The organism is Tateyamaria sp. 7Alg 36 (genome assembly GCF_059882455.1).
The window spans coordinates 1,110,193-1,125,119 of sequence record NZ_CM187613.1 but is presented as its reverse complement, the minus strand read 5'-3'; the positions used below and the strand labels follow the sequence as shown (position 1 = coordinate 1,125,119).

The window sequence follows — 14,927 nt, the reverse complement described above, 5'->3', positions numbered from 1 at the left end:
GCGGGGGATGGAAAATGCGCATTGGGGCGGAAACTCTGCACAGCGCGTCATAAAACTGTTACATCCTGCGTTTTCCGAGGCTACGCTTGGGGAATGATCACGCGTTTTGCCATCGCCCTGTTCACCTGCCTGTCGCTGCCCGCGGGCGTGCAGGCGCGGCTGGCCGAGGTCAGTTGCGATGACAGCACACGCCTTGCGACCAAGCTGGTGCAGGTGCTGGGGGCCGAACGGCAGGGCACCGGTCTGCGCGATCCTGAGACGATGCTGGAAGTGTGGGTAACGCGCCATAGCGGCGACTGGATGATCGTGCAGACCTATGCCAACGGCACGTCCTGCATCGTGGCGATGGGCGCGCATTGGGAAGGGACCGCGCCCGATCCGGCTTAGGCGCTTTTACCATTCCAACCGATGAAACGAAAAACGGCCCGACAGGTGTCGGACCGTTTCGTGTTGTTTGCAGGCTGCGGGGCTTACCAGCCCGCGCAGCACCCGATCAGCCCAATGTGGGCATGGTGAATTCGGGATCGGTGCGCTGCCCTGTGGGCCACCGTGTGGTGGTGGTCTTGATCCGGGTATAGAACCGCACACCTTCCATCCCGTGCATGTGGTGTTCGCCAAAGATCGACGATTTCCAGCCACCGAACGAGTGGTAGGCCATTGGCACGGGGATCGGTACGTTGATCCCGATCATGCCGACTTCGACATCCTGACTGAAGTTGCGCGCGGTGTCGCCGTCACGGGTAAAGATTGCAGTCCCGTTGGCAAAGTTGTGGCTGTGCACCAGATCAAGCGCCTCTTGGTAGGAGTTCTTGCGCACCACCGACAGGACGGGGCCAAAGATTTCCTCTTTCCAGACGGTCATGTCGGGCGTCACATTGTCCAACAGCGTCCCACCAAGGTAGTAGCCGTTTTCGTAGCCCTGCATGTCTTGGCTGAAATCCCGCCCGTCGACGACAACCTTGGCACCTTCCGCTTCGCCTGTGTCGATATAGCCGCGCACTTTGGCAAGGTGCTGTTCGGTGACCAGTGGCCCCATTTCCGAGGCTTTGTCGGTGGTCGGGCCGATCTTCAGCGCTTGGATTTTCGGCACCATGATGTCGATCAGCGCATCTGCTACGGCGTCCGTCACAGGCACCGCGACCGAAATCGCCATGCAGCGTTCACCGGCCGAGCCGAAGGCCGCGCCCATCAGAGCGTTGGCGGTCATCTCGAGGTCGGCGTCGGGCATGATGATCGCGTGGTTCTTTGCGCCACCAAGTGCCTGCACGCGCTTGCCGTTGGCGGTGCCGGTCTGGTGGATATATTTCGCGATAGGGGTCGAGCCGACAAAGCTGATCGCCTTGACGTCGGGGTTTTCCAGCAGGGCGTCGACCGCCTCTTTATCTCCGTTCACCACGTTGAACACGCCGTCGGGCAGGCCCGCTTCGGTCAGCCACTCGGCCAGTTTCAGCGAAGCCGAGGGCACGCGCTCCGACGGTTTCAGCACGAATGTGTTGCCGGTGACGAGGGCCACGGGGAACATCCACATCGGCACCATCGCGGGGAAGTTGAAGGGTGTGATGCCTGCCACGACGCCAAGGGCCTGACGGATATTGTGGCTGTCCACGACCGACCCGACGTTTTCGGAAAACTCGCCCTTCATGAAGTTGGGCGCGCCCACGGCGAACTCCACAACTTCCAGACCACGGGTGACTTCGCCCACGGCGTCGTCATGGGTTTTGCCGTGCTCGTACGCGAGGATCGAGGCCAGTTCGTCGGCGCGGTCCCACAGGATGCTTTTGAATTTGTCGAGGATACGCGCACGGCGCAGCACAGGTGTTTTCGACCATGCGGGCCATGCGGCCTTGGCGGTGGCGACGGCTGTGTTCACTTCGTCGGTCGAGGCAAGCGGCACGCTGCGTTCGGATGCGCCGATGGCGGGGTTGAACACGGGCTGCGAACGCCCCGAAGCGCCCTGAACATGTGCGCCGCCGATGTAATGAGTAAGTTCTGTCATGGTTTCCTCCTTGGGTACGGGGAACAGATACGCGCTTGCTATCAACAAAAACATGGACAATAGTGATGATCCGTTATCCGAAAATGGATGTAAGAGATGAACTGGGACGATTTGCGCTTTTTCCTTGCCGTCGCGCGCGAAGGGCAGATCCTGCGTGCTGCCGCGCGGCTTGGCACCTCTCAGGCGCGGGTCAATCGTAGGCTGACACAGTTCGAGGACGCGGTGGGTGCCAAACTGTTTGACCGCCGCACCGTGGGCTGCACGCTGACACAAGCGGGGCGTGATCTGATGCCTGCGGCCCTCGCAGCGGAAGAGGCGATGCTGCAATTGCGCAGCGTTCCGGCCTCGGAAACGGGGGGCAAGGTGCAGGGCACGGTGCGGATCGGTGCGCCGGACGGGTTCGGCGTTGATTTTTTGGCCGCCCATCTGCCGCGCCTGCGCGCCCTTCACCCCGACCTGCGGGTGCAATTGGTGCCCGCGCCGCGCGCCTTTTCCCTGTCCCAACGCGAGGCCGACATCGCCATCGTCATTGGTCGCCCTGAAAAGGGCCGCCTCAAGGCGACCAAGCTGACCGATTACGCCTTGGGCCTTTATGCGGCGCGCAGCTATCTGGCGGATCGTGGCACGCCGCAGAACCTGTCCGATCTGGGGCAGCATGATCTTGTCGGCTATGTGGACGATCTGATCTACACGCCCGCGCTCGAGTTCAACAAAAGCTTCTGGGCGGGCTGGGAATCACAGCTCGAAATCTCGAGCGCGCTGGCGCAGGTCGCCGCCGTGCGGGCAGGGGGCGGCATCGGGGTGCTGCATGATTTCGTGGTACGGGACGATCCCGACCTAGTGCCGCTGTTCCCCGAAACCAAGGCAACGCGCAGCTATTGGATTGCGTGGCACGAGGCGATGGATGCGATCCCGCATATCGCCGCCACAACGCGGTTTATCATCGACACAGTGCGGCAGGATCGGGCGTTGTTTTCCGACCGCAGCTAGGGTCGCTCTGGCGCGGCCTATTCCCCTGCCAATATCCAGCCCGCCGCCTTTTCCGCGATCATCAGCGTGGGCGCATTGGTGTTGCCGCTGGTGATCTGCGGCATGACCGACGCATCCACAACGCGCAGCCCCGCCACCCCTTTGAGGCGCAGATGCGGGTCCAGCACGGCGGTCTTGTCGTCGACCTTGCCCATTTTCACGGTGCCGGTGGGGTGGAAGATCGTGCTGGCGATGTCTCCGGCGAGTTTGGCCAGCTCCGCATCCGTTTGATACTGGATACCCGGTTTGAACTCTTCGGGTTCATAGGCTTGCATGGCGGGCTGGGCCATGATGTGGCGCACCTGCCGCAGGCTGTGGGCGGCGACGGTGCGGTCCTCCTCGGTATCGAGGTAGTTCGGCGCGATCTCGGGCGCGGTGCGGAAATCCGGCCCCGCGATGCGCACATGGCCGCGGCTGGTGGGGTTGAGGTTGCATACGCTGACCGTCATTGCTGGAAAGTCGTGCAAATCCTCACCAAAGGCTTCGAGGCTGAGCGGCTGCACATGGTATTGCAGGTTGGCATGGGGGCGCGACGGGTCCGACCGCGTGAACGCGCCAAGCTGGCTGGGCGACATCGACATAGGCCCTGACCGTTTCAAAGCATATTCCAGTCCGATCATCGCCTTGCCGAACAGCGATCCGGCGATTGTGTTCAGCGTCTTGGTGCCCTTCACCTTATATACAGCGCGGATTTGCAGATGGTCTTGCAGGTTCTCGCCCACATGCGGCGCGTCCAGCACCACGTCGATACCGTGTTTGTTCAGCAATCTCGCAGGGCCGATGCCCGACAGCTGCAATATCTGGGGTGAATTCACCGCCCCTGCGGACAGCACAACCTCTTTATTTGACCGTACTGTTACGGGCGTGCCCGCACGGTGCACAATCGCCCCGTCACAGCGCAGCGCGCCATCCGCGTCACGGGCAAAGGTCAGCTTTTCCACCTGCGCCTCGGTCCAGACGGTCAGGTTCTTGCGGTCCTTGGCGGGGCGCAAAAACGCTTTGGACGTGTTCCAGCGCCAGCCCGACCGCTGGTTCACGTCGAAATAGCCGACCCCCGCATTGTCACCTGTATTGAAATCCTCGGTCCGTTCGATGCCGGTCTGGGTGGCGGCGTCGGCAAAGCTGTCCAGAATGTCCCACCGCAGCCGCTGCTTTTCGATGCGCCATTCGCCGCCCTTGCCGTGCATGTCGGAAAAGCGGCTGTTGTCGCCCGTGGCAGGGTCGGCACCATTATCGAGCTTGTAGTGATCCTCGTGCACCATGAAGTCGGGCAGCGCGTTTTCCCACGTCCATGCCTGTTCGCCGGTCAGCTTGGCCCAGTTGTCATAATCCCGCGCCTGTCCGCGCATATAGATCATGCCGTTGATCGACGAACATCCGCCCAGCGTCTTGCCGCGCGGATACAAGAGGCTGCGCCCATTCAGCCCTGCGGCGGCTTGGGTTTTGTACATCCAGTCCGCACGCGGATTGCCGATGCAGTAAAGATAGCCGACAGGAATGTGGATCCAGTGATAGCTGTCGCGCTTGCCCGCTTCGAGCAGGAGCACACGGTTGGCGGGGTCGGCGCTGAGCCGGTTGGCCAGCAGGCATCCGGCAGAGCCTGCGCCGATCACAACATAGTCGAACCTGTGTGCGCTATCGCCCATGTCTTTCCCCCCAGTTGACCGTTCTCCCCGACCGCTCGCGCGCTAGCGCGAAGGGGGCAAACGATCCGATGACATTTCCCGAAAATCCGGTCCCGACTTTTGTACAGGGAGGGGGGTGAACATCAACCGGCATCGCATGCGGGGCCGTGCGGTCCGGTCAGGTGGCGATCAACATCTCGACGCCGCGCGCCTCGAACTGTTGGGCGTCGGCATCCGAAATACCGTCATCGGTGATGAATGTATGGATCAGGTCCAGATCGCCCAGACGGGTAAAGGACGACTGGTTGATCTTGGTGGAATCCGCCACCAGATACACGCGCTTGGCCGCGCGGATCATCGCCTGTTTCAGTTGCAGATCCGCGAAGGACGGATAGGTCAGCCCCGATTCCACATCGACGCCTGCCGTGGCCAGAAACAAGCGGCTGGCAAAGATCGAGCGGAAGTATTCCACCGATGCATCGCCCGTCAGCGACAGGGTGGGCGGCTTGAACTGACCGCCGGGCATGTGCACGCCGAACCCTGGCACGGACCCCAGCGTGATCGCGATGTTGAGCGCGTTGGTGATGACTGTCAGCGACTTCTTTTCCGGCAGGCGGTTGGCGACCTCGGTTGTGGTGGTACCCGCATCCAAAATCAGTGTTTCGCCATCCTCGACCAAGGCGGCAGCGGCGGCGCCGATCTTGCGCTTGCGGTCCATCTCGACCCTGTGGTGCAGCGCCAGCGCGATCACGTCCTTGGGCATCGACACCAGAAAGGCACCGCCATGTTCGCGTGCGATCCGGCCTGTCTTTTCCAGCCGCTCAAGGTCTGTTCTAATCGTGGCCTCGGTCACGTCAAAGGCAGCGGCAAGATCGCGGACCCGCACCGAGCCTTCTTCTTCGATCCATGCCAGAATGCTTTGACGGCGGACGGTGGACAACATGCCGGGTGCGGCGCGTGCGGAGTCTTTGATGGGTTTGTTCAAACTTCCGTCCTAACGAACTGCTCTCTTGGTCCCGTCTTAGTCGCAGATCATTCCTGAAACAACGTGTGGCTATGCGCCTTCTTGTGACAGGGCGATCCGCGCGCTGAGTTTGCGTTGAAATTGGTCAATGACCACGGCGGCGATGATAACGAGGCCCTTGATGACCATCTGCCAGAAACTGGAAACGCCCATCATGATCAGCCCGTCGGTCAGGATGCCGATGACGAAGGCCCCGATGATCGTGCCCCAGATGCGGCCACGCCCGCCCGCCATGGACGTACCCCCCAGCACCGCCGCCGCGATGGCGTTGAGTTCGAAAAACTCGCCCGTGGCCGGATGTGCGGCGCGCAGTTGCGAGGCGATGATGATCCCCACAATGGCCGCCATCAGGCCCGAGAACATATAGACGAACAGCTTGGTACGGTTCACGTTCACGCCCGATAGGGCCGCGCCGCGTTCATTGCCGCCCGTGGCATAGATCGCCCTCCCCAATGGTGTGCGCCGCGAGATGTAGATGGCGATCAGCGTCACGACGGCCAGAATCCACACCATCATCGGCAGGCCCAGAAACGTGCCCGCCCCGATGCTGGGAAAGCTGGCCGAGCCGAATGCCACATCGCCGTTGAGGTTGGGGAAAGTACGCCCCTCAGACATCAAGAGCGCCGCGCCGCGCGCCACGTATAGCGTGCCAAGGGTCGCGATGAACGGGGCCACCATCAGCTTGGTGATCAGCATCCCGTTGATCCAGCCCACGAATATCCCCACCGCACAGGTGATCAGGATGATCTCGGCCGTGTTGAAACGGATGCTCCACCCCAGCCCCAGATCAATGCCGTAGAGCACGAGATAGCCCGCAACCATGCCTGTCAGCCCCACGACCGAGCCGACCGACAGGTCAATTCCGCCGGTGATGATCACATAGGTCATGCCGATTGCCAGAAACGCATTGATCGCCACGTGTTTTGAGATCAGCACCGCGTTATCCAGCGTCAGGAAGTTCGGCACGATGATGGCAAAGACCGTGAACACTACGATCAGCGCCACATAGGTCCGCAGCTCCAGCAGGGTCATCAGCCAGCTTCCCGCAGGCGCTTTCGCAGAGGGGCGTGCAGTGGTGTCGCTCATGGGGCGGGGTCCTTTTGTAGTCGGGGCTGTTTTGCTGGGTTGGCGGCGGTGACGATCGTGTCGGCGGGGGTGCCATGCGGGAACGCGCCGGTGACACGCCCGTCCGCCATCACAAGGATGCGGTCGGACAGGGCAATGACTTCTTCGATGTCGGAGGTGACAAAGACGATGGCCAGCCCTTCGGAGGCCAGCTTGCGGATCAGGCGGTAGATTTCCGCCTTGGCCCCGATGTCGATGCCGCGGGATGGTTCGTCCATCAACAGCACTTTGGGCTGCGTCATCAGCGCCTTGCCGATCACCACCTTTTGCTGGTTGCCCCCCGACAGGGACGACACCGGATTTTCCGCCGAGGCGACCTTGATCACGAGGCGTTTGATAAACTCGGCGGCCTTTGACATCTCGACCTTGGGCGACAGGTCAAAGCCGCGTGCCAGTTGCGGCAGCGATGACAGGGTCAGGTTCTCGCGGATCGCCATGATCTGGATCAGCCCGTCGCGTTTGCGATCCTCCGGCACCAGTGTGACACCCCGCGCAATGCGCTTGCCGACTGAGATACCCGCGAGCGATTTGCCGTCGACCTGAATGTCGCCGCCCGCATTGGGGTGCTGGCCCATCACGCATTCAAGGAATTCGGACCGTCCCGCGCCCATCAGGCCATAGACGCCCAGCACCTCGCCTGCGCGCACCTGCATCGACACATGATCGACCGACCAGCCGCCGCCCTGACGGGGCAGGGTGACATCCTTTGCCTCGAACATGACGGGGCCAAGGGTGTGCGTGATTTCCGAGGCGAAGTCCTTGGACTTGTCCCCAATCATCGCGGTGACGATCCAAGGGATATCAACGCCCTGCATGGCGCGGTGGCCGGTAATCTCTCCGTCGCGCAGCACGGTGATGTAGTCGCCCACGCGGATCAGTTCCTCGAGCCGGTGCGAGATATAGACGATGCCGACACCTTGGGCCTTGAGGTCGTCGATGATGCGGAACAGCACCTCGACCTCTTGGGCGGACAGGGCCGAGGTGGGTTCGTCCAGAATGAGGATATTGGTGTCCTGCGCCAGCGCCTTTGCGATCTCGACGATCTGCTGCTGGCCGATGCGCAGATGCCCGACAGGGGTATCGGGGGCGATGTTCTGTTCAAGGCGGGCCATCAGCGCGCGGGTCTTGTCCGCGACCTCAGCGGCCGAGATGTCGATGCCTGCGCGCGTGGGCTCGCGCCCGATAAAGACGTTTTCGGCCACGCTCATTTCGGGAAACAGGTTCAACTCCTGAAACACGATGCCGATGCCCGCCTTAACTGCGTCATCTTTGGATTTGAAAACAACCGCTTGTCCGTTGACGTCGATGCGCCCTTCGGTCAGATCCTCGACGCCGGAAATCACCTTCATCAGCGTTGATTTGCCCGCACCGTTTTCACCCACAAGGACGTTCACCGCACCCATGCGAATGTCGAAATCCACACCTTTGAGCGCGCGCGTGCCCGGATAAACCTTGACCGCATTGCGGATCGACAGGCCGATCGGGTGGGTGGTCGGCGGGGTGACGTCCTGCTTCACGGCTGCACCGCAACTTCGGTCAAGGTGACGACAATACGGTCATCGGCGCGCTTGATCGGCACCACGCCGGTAAAGGTGACGCTTTGGCCGACCAGATCGCCCTCGGGCACTTCCAGCGTCGTTTTGATCCGGTCGTTGATGGCGCGGGCCAGTTTGGCAAACTCGATCTGGTCGCGGAAGTCGTCGAAATTGTAAAACGGGGCCACGTCGCGCAGCGCGGTGCCACGGATCACGGGGCCAAGTTGCAGGCGCAGATCGCCCGCGCCATCACCGTCGACATCCACTTCGGCAGTGCGCGCGCTTGAGGTCAGGTTTGCCTCGACGATCTGCCCTGTGTCGGTGACGGCAAAATGCCACGCGGCCCCTTGGCCTGCGCCCTTGTTGGCGTGTTTCTCGCCCGCCGCGTCCACTCCGCCTGCAAGGGCAGTGCGCAGGTTGGCCACAGACAGCGCCTTGGCCTTCACCAGCGGCAGCAGTTCGGAGTCGAAAGTGTCATCCAGTCGCGCCGCATTGCGCGCGTCGTCGCCTTCGGGACCGTCAGGAATGACCGAACCGTCAACGTCGGAATCATATACGATTTTGCAACCTGCCAGCGACAGGGCGCACAGCAGAACGAGGGCGAATTTCATGCAGGACCTCTGGCAGATCAAGCGGGGCGGCAGGCGCTTGGCCCACCGCCCCGACGGGGTCAGGACAGTTGGAAGTTTTCAAGCTGAGATGCATTGTCTGCGTTGATCAGAACGCAATCCATCAGCTGTTTTTCGTCCAGACCCGTGGAGCCTGTGGCGAGGTACTGGTCCGCTTGGCGCACGGCCAGCTGCGCCTGTTCATAGGCCGGTTGCAGCACAGTCGCCTTGATGCCGCCGCCAAGGATCGAGTCGCGCACATCGTTGGAGCCGTCGAAGCCGCAGACAATCACATCGCCGCGCCCTGCGGCCTCAAGTGCCGCATAGGCGCCCATGGCCATCGTGTCGTTGCCACAGATCACGCCCTTGATGTCGGGGTTTGCCTGCAACATCGATTCCATCACCGTAAAGCCTTCGGTCTGGGACCAGTTGGCGGTTTGCTGTGCGACCATTTCAAGGCCGTCATACTGGTCGATCACATCGTGATAGCCTTGGCTGCGGATACCTGCGTTGGTGTCGGATTCCTTGCCAAGCAGTTCGGCATATTTGCCGCTTTCGCCCATGTGGATCACGAATTCCTCGGCCCCGAGCTGCGCGCCCTGATAGTTGTTGGACACGATCTGGGACACGGCCACGCCTGTCGCCGTAATCTCGCGGTCGATCAGGAAGGACGGGATGCCCGCATCCTTGGCGCGCTGGATCGCGGTCACGGATGCATCGGCACCTGCGTTGTCCAGAATGATCGCCACCACCCCTTGGCTGATCACAGTGTCGAACTGCTCGGATTGTTTGTTCGGATCGTCATCATGGACAAGGATCGTGGTCTCGTACCCCAGTTCCTTTGCCATCGCGGCAGCGCCGTCCGCTTCGGCCTTGAAGAACGGGTTGTCATGGCTGGGCGTGATGATCGCGATTGTGCCACCTGCGTGGCTGGCGGCGCGCAGCGGCACGCCGGATGCGGCCAGCAAAGTGCCGGCGGCGGTGGTTGTCAGAAAAGTACGACGTTTCATCGTCATTGGTTGGTTCCTCCCATTTGTGCGCGGCGTCGCGCCAAGTGAAGGGATACTGACGGGACTCGACTATCGTTTGTCAATGGTAAATTTTTGAATGCTTTTGTTTTTAGGGCTTGGAACGCCAGTAAGCTAAATAGACTCAATGCCCTACGCCAGTTTGCGCCACCCATGCTGCGCAAATACAGATTGACGCCTTGGGGGTGGTATGCAAAAAAACGAAAATAAACAAAAATACCCACGGCTGTATCGGAGGAAAAATGTCGCGAATTTTTGAAAGGCCCGTGTCGCTTGGCATGATCATCGGCAGTCGCGCCTTTTTCAGTCCCGCGCCCTGTCTGGATGCCCGCACCGACATGCTGGCGCAGTTTGCGGCCCTCGGGATTGACGCGGTTACCTTGCCTGCCGAGGCGACGGCCAATGGCGCGGTGCAGTCGGTCGAGGATGCCAAACTGTACGCCGAACACTTTATCGCCAATCGCGACCGGATCGACGGGCTGGTTATTTCGCTGCCCAATTTCGGGGACGAGATTGCGGTGGTCGAACTGATCTCGCGGGCGGGGCTGGACGTGCCGATCCTGCTGCAAGCCTGCAATGACGAGATCGACAAGGTCGACGTGCATTCGCGCCGCGACGCCTATTGCGGCAAGATTTCGGTGTCCAACAACTTCTGGCAATATGGCGTGCCGTTCACCGAGACGTCGCAGCACACGATGGACATCGCCAGCGACGCCTTCCGTCAAGATCTTGACCGTTTCGCCCGCACCTGCCGCACCGTGCGCGGCATCAAGGGCGCGCGGATCGGTGCCATTGGCGCGCGCACAGGGCCGTTCCAGACTATGCGCTATTCGGAAAAGCTGTTGCAGGCGTCCGGCATCACGGTGGTGACCGTGGACCTGTCTGAGATGATGCAGGCCGCTGGCAGCATTCGCGATGATGCGCCCGAACTGATGGAAAAGATGGACCGCATCCGCGCCTACGGCACCATTCCCGCCCATATCACCGAGGCCCAGATTGCCACGCAGGCCAAATGGACCCTCGCCGTGAACCGCTGGATCGCGGAAAACGAATGCGACGCCTCGGCCATCCAGTGCTGGCGGTCCCTTCAGGATAATTTCGGCTGTGCCACCTGTGTCACCATGTCGATGATGGGCGAGGAGTTGATGCCCTCGGCCTGCGAGGTGGACGTGATGGGCGCGCTGTCGATGTATGCGCTGACCCTTGCGTCGGGCGCACCTGCGGCCATTCTGGACTGGAACAACAATTACGGCGATGCGCCCGACAAGGTCGTGTGCACCCATTGCGGCAACTTCCCCAAGTCGTTCACCGGCGCCACCCCCGAAATAGGAGAGTTGGACGTGCTGGGCGAGGCGATTGGCCGGTCCAAATGCTTTGGCGCGGTCAAGGGCAAGGTCAAGGCGGGTGATATGACCTATTTCCGCCTGTCCTCGGATGACCGGTCCGGCACGCTCAAGACCTATCTGGGGCAGGGGGCGTTTACCGATGATCCGTTCGGCATGGACGGTGGTATCGCTGTCGCCTCGGTGCCCGACCTGCGCCGCCTGATGGGGTTTGTGACGCAAAACGGGTTCGAACATCACGTGTCCATGGTGCGCGGCCATCACGGCGACGCACTGCACGAGGCCGTGACGCGATATTTGCGCTGGCCGACCTATCATCACGGGGCAGAGCCTGCTCCGGTTCCGACACTTCCCCCAAGCCCCGTGAGGTGACCAATATGGCGACAGATCAGGCCGCGACAGAAAACACCGAAACCGTGGATGCAATCAGGGAAAAGGCTGCGTGGATGCGCCGCCGTGCCTTGCGCATGGTGGTGGAAAAGAACCTTGGCCATATCGGCGGCGACTTTTCCGCCACCGATATCGTGGCAACCCTGTTCTTCGGCGTGCTGCGCTATGATGCGGCGCGTCCCGACTGGGCCGACAGGGACCGGTTTGTAATGTCCAAGGGCCATGCGACAGGGGTTCTTTATACCGCGCTGTGTGCGGCGGGCTATTTCGAAGAGGCGCTGTTGGATACCTACATGGCCCCCGACAGCCGTTTGAACGGCCACCCCAACCGCAATTACCTGCCGGGGGTTGAGGCGAACACAGGTCCGCTGGGCCACGGTTTTCCCATCGCCACGGGCATCGCCATTTCCGGCGCGTTGTCGGGGGCTGACTACCGCACCTATGTGCTGACCGGCGATGGAGAGCAGCAGGAGGGTTCCAATTGGGAGGCGGCAATGGTGGCCGCGCATCGGGGGCTGAACAACCTGACCCTGATCATCGACCGCAACAACCTGCAACAGGGCGCGCGGACCAGCGAAACCACCGCCCTAGATCCGCTGGACGAGAAATACCGCGCCTTCGGCTGGGATGTGATCGACGTAGATGGCCACGACCCCGCCGCCCTTCTGCGCGTGTTGTCGGGACGCAGTGACCGGCCCCGCTGTGTCATCGCGCACACAATCAAAGGCAAAGGCGTGTCATTCATGGAGGACAAGGCCAAGTGGCACCATGGTGTGCCCAATGCCGACGAATACGAGATCGCAAGAAAGGAACTGGCATGATGGCGCAGGCGGCGGAAACGTTCGATTGCCGCAAGGCATGGGCCACAACGCTCGAGGCGCTGGCGCAGGACAATGACCGCATCGTCGCGGTGGTGAACGACTCGGTCGGGTCGTCCAACCTTGGCGGCTTCCAGTCGGCCTTTCCCGACCGTCTGGTCAATGTGGGCATTGCCGAACAGGTAATGGTCGGCGTCGGGGCAGGGCTGGCCAATGGCGGCCATATCCCGTTCGTGTCGGCGGCATCCTGTTTCCTGACAGGCCGCGCGCTTGAGCAGGTGAAGGCCGACGTGGCCTATTCCAACTACAACGTAAAGCTGGTCGGGCAGTCGTCGGGTGTTGCCTATGGCGAGTTGGGCGCGACCCACCATTCGATCGAGGATTTCGCGTGGCTGCGCGCCCTGCCGCAGATCACGACCATCGTGCCCGCCGACCCGTGGGAGACTGAGCAGGCCGTGAAATGGGCGGCGGGCCATGACGGGCCGGTCTATTTGCGGTTGTCGCGGATGAAAGTGCCGGATATCGGCGCGGATGCGGATGGCACGCGCAGCTTCGAGCCTGGCAAGGCGCGGGTGATGCGGCGCGGTAATGACGCGGCGATCCTTGCCACTGGCACGACCGTGCACCTAGCGCTTGAAGCGGCCGAGGTGCTGGCGGCGGAAGGTGTGGACGTGCGTGTGTTGTCACTGCACACGATCAACCCGCTCGACCAAGCCGCGGTGCTGTCGGCCGCGGAAACCGGCGCGCTGGTCACAGCGGAAGAGGCGCTTGTGTCCGGCGGGCTGGGCGGCAGCGTGGCCGAACTGACCTCGGCCACCGTGCCTGTCCCGCTTGAACGTGTCGGCTTTTCCGGCTTTCAGTCCACGGGCGACGTGGACACGTTGTTCAAGGCCGCAGGGTTAAGCGCGACAGGGATCGCCGCCGCCACACGGCGCGCCATTTCCCGCGCCAAGGATCGCGCGTGAAGATACTTGCCATTGATCAGGGCACGTCGAACACCAAGGCGCTGGTGTTCGACGAACATGGGCGCACATGCGGTGCGGCCTCGGTCCCGATGCAGACGCAGTATCCGCAATCGGGCTGGGCCGAACAGGATGCAGATGCGATCTGGCAGGCGACGCGGCAGGCCATTGCCGAGGCAAGCGCCGACGCGGGAAACATTGACGCCATTGCCATCGCCAACCAGCGCGAAACGCTGGTGGTCTGGGACGGTGAAACCGGCGCGCCTGTCGGTCCCGCGCCGATCTGGCAATGCCGCCGCACTGCTCAGGCTTGCGCCGCGCTGCAACCCTTTGCCGACGAGGTCCACGCGCTGACCGGCCTCGGCATCAACCCGCTTTTCCCTGCGTCGAAACTGGCGTGGATTTTGGAGAATAGGCCCGAGGCGGCAGAATTGCACGCCCAAGGACGGTTGCGCGCTGGCACGGTGGATGCGTGGCTGATCTGGAAGCTGACCGGCGGGGCCAGCTTTGCCACCGACCACTCGAACGCCGCGCGCACATTGCTGTTCGACACCGCCGCACTGGGGTGGAGCGACCGCCTGTGCGAGATTTTCAACGTGCCTATGTCCTGCTTGCCCACGCCCATGGCGTCCGATGCGAGGTTCGGGGAACTGGCGGCGGGGGCAACGGCCTTGCCCGCAGGCATCCCGATCCGCGCCGTGATGGGCGACAGCCACGCCGCGCTGTACGGGCATGGCATCCGGCAGGCAGGCACGCTCAAGGCGACATACGGCACCGGATCGTCTCTGATGATGCCACTGGCGCAGCGCGCCTTGGCCAGCAACGGGTTGTCCACCACCATCGCGTGGACCGAGCAGGGCCAGACCACCCACGCGCTAGAGGGCAATATCACCGTTTCCGCGCAAACCGCGGCGTTCGCGGTTGATATGTTGGGGCTGAAGGACGTGGATGCGCTGACCGAACTTGCCGCGTCGGTGCCGGACACCGGCGGGGTTGCGCTGGTACCTGCTTTTGCAGGTTTGGGCGCGCCGCATTGGGATGACGCGGCACGGGGGCTGATTTCGGGCATGACACTTGGCACCACGCAGGCGCATATTGCCCGCGCCGCGCTTGAAGCGATTGCACACCAGATCGCGGATGTGTTCGAGGCGATGGCCGAGGTGTCGGAGGTACCGGTACACACGTTGCGCGCCGATGGCGGGGCGTCGGTCAATGACTGGCTGATGGCGCGGCAGGCGGATTTGATTGGCGCCACGGTCACACGTTCGGCCCTGCCCGAAGTGGGGGCGTTGGGGGTGGCAACCATGGCGGCGCGGGCGCTTGGCGCGGACATCCACGCGCCGTCCGAAGTGGCACAGTTTGCCCCGCAAACTGGCGCGCAGGCCCGTATGGCGGAACGCGCCCTCTATCGGGACGCGGTCCGGCGGGCGCGGCTGTGACGGAC

Annotated in this window: 13 protein-coding genes; 6 read left to right on the top strand and 7 right to left on the bottom strand. The window is 62.4% G+C overall.

The window, feature by feature from the left end; genetic code table 11:
- Window positions 1–93: 93 nt before the first annotated feature.
- On the top strand, window positions 94–387 hold the full coding sequence (locus AC6GQJ_RS05390) for a hypothetical protein (protein WP_500772520.1): 294 nt from the start codon (window positions 94–96) through the stop codon (window positions 385–387).
- 106 nt (window positions 388–493) lie between these two features.
- Here AC6GQJ_RS05390 and AC6GQJ_RS05385 read toward each other — a convergent pair whose 3' ends face one another.
- Window positions 494–1,996 (bottom strand): CoA-acylating methylmalonate-semialdehyde dehydrogenase, encoded by a 1,503-nt coding sequence (locus tag AC6GQJ_RS05385; protein WP_500772518.1) that lies wholly within the window; start codon window positions 1,994–1,996, stop codon window positions 494–496.
- A 96-nt stretch (window positions 1,997–2,092) separates the two neighbouring features.
- Here AC6GQJ_RS05385 and AC6GQJ_RS05380 point away from each other — a divergent pair, with 96 nt between their 5' ends.
- Entirely contained in the window at window positions 2,093–2,986 is an 894-nt protein-coding gene (locus tag AC6GQJ_RS05380) for a LysR family transcriptional regulator (protein ID WP_500772516.1), read from the top strand.
- Between the two features lie 17 nt (window positions 2,987–3,003).
- Here the strand turns inward: AC6GQJ_RS05380 and AC6GQJ_RS05375 are convergent, their stop codons facing one another.
- The 6 genes from AC6GQJ_RS05375 to AC6GQJ_RS05350 form a co-directional block, all read right to left on the bottom strand.
- The gene (locus AC6GQJ_RS05375) at window positions 3,004–4,671 is read right to left on the bottom strand and encodes a GMC family oxidoreductase (RefSeq protein WP_500772514.1); all 1,668 of its coding nucleotides are present in this window, start codon (window positions 4,669–4,671) and stop codon (window positions 3,004–3,006) included.
- Between the two features lie 157 nt (window positions 4,672–4,828).
- The gene (locus AC6GQJ_RS05370) at window positions 4,829–5,635 is read right to left on the bottom strand and encodes a DeoR/GlpR family DNA-binding transcription regulator (protein WP_500772512.1); all 807 of its coding nucleotides are present in this window, start codon (window positions 5,633–5,635) and stop codon (window positions 4,829–4,831) included.
- A 69-nt stretch (window positions 5,636–5,704) separates the two neighbouring features.
- The gene (locus AC6GQJ_RS05365; protein WP_500772510.1) at window positions 5,705–6,760 is read right to left on the bottom strand and encodes an ABC transporter permease; all 1,056 of its coding nucleotides are present in this window, start codon (window positions 6,758–6,760) and stop codon (window positions 5,705–5,707) included.
- Window positions 6,757–8,316, bottom strand: a complete 1,560-nt coding sequence (locus tag AC6GQJ_RS05360; protein WP_500772508.1) for a sugar ABC transporter ATP-binding protein — start codon at window positions 8,314–8,316, stop codon at window positions 6,757–6,759. The genes AC6GQJ_RS05365 and AC6GQJ_RS05360 overlap by 4 nt, the downstream gene beginning before the upstream one ends.
- Entirely contained in the window at window positions 8,313–8,945 is a 633-nt protein-coding gene (locus AC6GQJ_RS05355) for a DUF2291 family protein (protein WP_500772506.1), read from the bottom strand. Before AC6GQJ_RS05355 ends, AC6GQJ_RS05360 begins: the two co-directional genes overlap by 4 nt.
- A gap of 59 nt (window positions 8,946–9,004) precedes the next feature.
- Window positions 9,005–9,958 carry a D-ribose ABC transporter substrate-binding protein gene (locus tag AC6GQJ_RS05350; protein WP_500772504.1) on the bottom strand — a complete coding sequence of 318 codons (954 nt, stop codon included), beginning with the start codon at window positions 9,956–9,958 and terminating at the stop codon, window positions 9,005–9,007.
- A gap of 254 nt (window positions 9,959–10,212) precedes the next feature.
- On the opposite strand from AC6GQJ_RS05350, the gene AC6GQJ_RS05345 reads away from it, so the two are divergent.
- The 4 genes from AC6GQJ_RS05345 to AC6GQJ_RS05330 are packed head-to-tail and all read left to right on the top strand — an operon-like array spanning window position 10,213 to window position 14,922.
- Window positions 10,213–11,685: an L-fucose/L-arabinose isomerase family protein gene (locus AC6GQJ_RS05345; RefSeq protein ID WP_500772502.1), complete on the top strand. Its 1,473-nt coding sequence runs from the start codon at window positions 10,213–10,215 to the stop codon at window positions 11,683–11,685.
- 5 nt (window positions 11,686–11,690) lie between these two features.
- Window positions 11,691–12,524, top strand: a complete 834-nt coding sequence (locus tag AC6GQJ_RS05340; protein WP_500772500.1) for a transketolase — start codon at window positions 11,691–11,693, stop codon at window positions 12,522–12,524.
- The gene (locus AC6GQJ_RS05335) at window positions 12,521–13,486 is read left to right on the top strand and encodes a transketolase family protein (RefSeq protein ID WP_500772498.1); all 966 of its coding nucleotides are present in this window, start codon (window positions 12,521–12,523) and stop codon (window positions 13,484–13,486) included. The genes AC6GQJ_RS05340 and AC6GQJ_RS05335 overlap by 4 nt, the downstream gene beginning before the upstream one ends.
- Window positions 13,483–14,922, top strand: a complete 1,440-nt coding sequence (locus AC6GQJ_RS05330; RefSeq protein ID WP_500772496.1) for an FGGY family carbohydrate kinase — start codon at window positions 13,483–13,485, stop codon at window positions 14,920–14,922. The genes AC6GQJ_RS05335 and AC6GQJ_RS05330 overlap by 4 nt, the downstream gene beginning before the upstream one ends.
- The last annotated feature ends 5 nt before the right edge of the window (window positions 14,923–14,927 follow it).